General features: G+C 53.1%; 2 protein-coding genes and 2 pseudogenes. All 4 read left to right on the top strand.

Annotated features, from left to right (window positions below):
• Positions 1 to 210: pseudogene (locus tag Q0257_RS04685) on the top strand (DNA gyrase subunit B); the annotation flags it as partial.
• Complete coding sequence (locus Q0257_RS04680; protein WP_298022150.1) at positions 191 to 2,317, top strand: AMP-binding protein; 2,127 nt, start codon at positions 191 to 193, stop codon at positions 2,315 to 2,317. The pseudogene Q0257_RS04685 and the gene Q0257_RS04680, both read left to right, overlap by 20 nt.
• Positions 2,298 to 3,299 carry a glycosyltransferase family 2 protein gene (locus Q0257_RS04675; RefSeq protein WP_298022147.1) on the top strand — a complete coding sequence of 334 codons (1,002 nt, stop codon included), beginning with the start codon at positions 2,298 to 2,300 and terminating at the stop codon, positions 3,297 to 3,299. Before Q0257_RS04680 ends, Q0257_RS04675 begins: the two co-directional genes overlap by 20 nt.
• Positions 3,292 to 3,804, top strand: a pseudogene (locus Q0257_RS04670) (hypothetical protein); the annotation flags it as partial. The gene Q0257_RS04675 and the pseudogene Q0257_RS04670, both read left to right, overlap by 8 nt.

The raw sequence follows: 3,804 nt of genomic DNA, 5'->3' as shown, positions 1-3,804 counted from the left end.
AACGAACACGGCCGCGTCTACACGCGCAAGCTGACCGAAATTTGGCTCGGATTTTTCGTGCTAAACGGCCTACTTAGCGCGGCGCTGCTGCTACCGCGAGATAAAATTTATTGGAGCGTTTATTGCGGCGCGATCTCATACGTCCTCATCGGCGCGCTGATCGGCGGCGAGATGATTTTTAGGAAATTTTATGTTAAAAAATTTGATTAATTCTTTAAAGCCTTACGAGCGCAAAATCCTTGCTGCGGCGGCTCTTGCGCGCGATTTAGCGGAAACTCGGCGCAAGCAAGACGAAACGGCAAACTTAAAAGGCGCGGATAAACTCCAAAGCAGCGCGGCAAGCGTAAATTTAAAAGACGAGAAAAATTCTAGCAGAAGCGCAAATCTAAATGATGCAGAAAATTCTGGCGGCACAGATACCGCGCACGCCCTGCAAACGGCGCAGACGCAAGAGCAAAAAAATGCGCCGATGATCGAAATTTACGGCGAGGACGCGGCGGAGCTCATCGCGTTTTTTTTCGGCGCGCTGATTGCGGGCTTTGCGCCCGTACTGCTGCGAGAGCCCAAATTTAGCGGCGAATTTCATCTAGGCGGCGACGTAAAAATTCCAAATCTCGCTGCAGCGCAAAATTTAGACGAATTTAGCCCGCATGATTTAGAAAAAATTTCGCCGCACGATACGGGAAAATCTGCGCCTAAAATTTCATCTAAAAACGCGCCGCAAAATCACGCGCCGTGCGAGCAAGAGGCTGTTTCTTTGCATCTACTGCGCGCCGATCAAAAATTTTATATCAAAACTTCAGGCTCTACGGGCGAGGCGAAAAACATCGAAAAAAGCCTGCGCGATATGGTTTTGGAGGCGGAATTTTTAGTAGAAAGATTCGGTCTTCGCGCAAGCGATCGATTTTTATCGGGCGTCTCGCACCAAAATATGTTCGGGCTTACCTTTAGCATCTTCGTGCCGCTGCTTTGCGGCTCACGCACGCAAAAAGGCGGTCTAAACTACCCTGAAATCATCCTCGCAGCCGATCTTGCGGGCGCCGTGCTGATCAGCTCGCCCACGGTGCTAGGCGCGCTGTGCGAGCACGCAGACGCTGCAAACATAGCACCTTTGAGCACCATTTTTAGCGCGGGTGCGCCGCTAAGTCCTGCGATCCGAGATAGGTTGGCAGCGCTTAGCAGTGCCCGCATCGTCGATATTTACGGCTCCAGCGAAACGGGCGTGATCGCCTGCAACGAGGGGGCGGGGCTTAAAAAATTCGCTCCAGTAAGCGTGCAGATCCGCACGGATATTGATAGCGGCGGCGCGGAGAAACGCGAGAGCAAGCCTTTCGATTCTGCGGCAAGCTCTTGCGACGAAAATTCTGCGACAAAGCCCAAAACGAGCCGTGTGGACGGGCAAGACACAAGTCGCTCGGACAAGCAAGCGTCTAAATTTAATGCAGACGCTTGCGATGAAACCGCGACCGGCCAGAAAAACAGCTCCGCACTGATCGCCGCGACGAAACACGACGATAAATTTGTGCAGGCAGAGGGGCTTTTCGATAAATTTACGGCAAAGCGGCCCGCCGACAAATTTTCGCAAACGGGCGAGTTTACGATCAGTTCGCCTTGGTGCGAGTACTTTGAAAGCCGCGATTTCGGCTATGTACGCGCAGATGAGATCACGCTTTTGGGGCGCGGCGACCGCACTGTAAAGATCAATGAAAACCGCGTGAGCCTCGATCTACTCGAAGCCAAGCTTCGTTCGCACGAATTTATCGGCGAATGCAGGATCGATCTGCACCCGCAGCGCGACCGCGCCGTAGCTCTTATCAAGCTTAGCGAGCGCGGTGAGCAGGCATTTCGCGCAAGCGGCAAAAAGGGCGTCACGGACGAGCTGAAGGCCTTTTTAAAGCCCGAATTCGGCGCGATTTTGCGTTACTTCAAAATCGCAAGCAAGCTGCCTTTTAACGAGCAGGGAAAGCTAAGCAAAAAAGACTTTTTAAGCGCCCTGCAGCGCTACGAGGTGCCCGTTTTCGAGCAGAGCGCGGAGAATGAGTTTCGCGCTAAGGTGCGAGCCAGCGACTTTTATTTTGACGGACACTTTGCGAAATTTGCGCTGGTGCCCGCGTTTATGCAGCTTCGCTTCGTATTGATCTGCGCAAAAGCCCTCGGCTACGAGCTGGACGGCACGCAAAAGATAGAAAATTTAAAATTTACGAATTTCATCCGCCCCGGCGATGAAATTTTAATCAAAATAACCGAGGCAAGCGGCAAGCTCCGCTTTGAAATTTCAAACGACAAGGTCTGCGCCAGTGGAAGAATTTGCCTTTAAGCCCGCGTTTTTGCTGCCCTACTTCAACCATCCCGCGCGTATCGCCGAGCTCGTAAGCGCCCTAGCGCCCATCGCGCCCGTACTGATCGTGGACGACGGCAGCGACGAGGCGAGCAAAAGTGCGCTAAAGAGGCTTGCTGCTCAAATTTACGCCCGCGCGCAAAATGGCGGCAAAGGCGCTGCAGTGTGCGACGGGCTGGCGTGGGCGAAGGAGCTTGGATTTACGCACGCCTTTCAGATCGACGCGGATTTTCAGCACGACGTAAGCAGGTGCGAGGAGTTTTTGGCGCTTGCGGCGCACAAACCAGCCGCGCTGATCTGCGCCGCGCCCGTGTATGACGAAAGCGCGCCCAAATCCCGCCTGCACGGACGCAAGATAATGAACTTTTGGTGCGTGATAAATACCCTTTCGCACCGCATAAAAGACGCGATGTGCGGCTTTAGAATTTACCCGCTAGAGGGGATCGTGCCGCTTCTGCCCCGCACTAAGAGCCGCAGGATGGGCTTTGATGCCGAAATTTTAATCCTGGCCGCGCGGGCGGGGCTAGAGATAAAATGGCTAGATCTGGCGGTGCACTACGAAGCGAGCGGAGTGAGCCATTTCGCGCCGTTTCGAGATAATTTCGGAATTTCGCTGATGCACGCGAGGCTATTTTGCAGGCTTCCGCTTTGGCTTGCAAAAAGGGCGCTAAAGCGCGCCTGCGATAAATTTAAAAAGCGCGGCTTGCGGGGGGCTTCGCAGCAGAGTGCAGATCAAATTTTGCAAGGGCTAGCGGGGCAAAACCTTTGCAGCGGTGCGCGGCGCGATAGTTGCAAAGGTGCGAAAAAAGAGATGGACGGCGGCGCAAACGAAAAAGCTGGTACCGAAAAATGCGGCGACAAAGCCGCAGCGCAAAGCCCGCAGGCGGAAAATTCAGCGCAAAGTTCGCTCGTAAAAGCCTCGTCGCAACATGCCGCCGTAAAGGACGGGCGCGATGGCTAAACACTGGAGCGAAAACAACGAAAAGGCGGGCGCGGCGCTTTTAAATTTAACCCGCTTCATCACGCTTCACACGCCCGATTTTTGTATGCGAGGCACCGCGCTTTTTATCTCGGCGATCTATTTTGCGCTGCTTAAAAACGAGCGACGCGCAATCAAGGAGTTTTTGCGGCGGGCGCTTGATCGCGAGCCCAAGGCCCGCGAAATTTACGCGAATTTTTATAAATTTTCCCTCAGTCTTTGCGAAAAAATCGCAGTTTGGAACGGCAAGATCGCGCTGGATCAAATTCGCGTACAAAGCGGTATGAAAGAGCTTCTAAGCGATGGAACGGGCAAAATTTTAATCACTTCGCACTTCGGCAACACCGAGATCGCGCGCGCCCTTTCGGCAAACACGGCGGGGATAAAAATCAACGTGCTAATCTTTCGCAAACACAGCGAAAATTTTATGAAATTTATCGAAAAAATGGGCGGTGGCGTAAAAATTCTTTACGTCGGCGAGCTCGGC

The organism is uncultured Campylobacter sp. (assembly GCF_938018035.1).
Lineage (GTDB): Bacteria > Campylobacterota > Campylobacteria > Campylobacterales > Campylobacteraceae > Campylobacter_B.
Note: the sequence above shows the minus strand (reverse complement) of the source record. Positions and strands in the feature narration are given on the sequence as shown.

Excerpts from the sequence above, each read along its gene's own strand:
- Q0257_RS04680 (WP_298022150.1), top strand. The coding sequence starts at position 191 with ATGTTAAAAAATTTGATTAATTCTTTAAAGCCTTACGAGCGCAAAATC.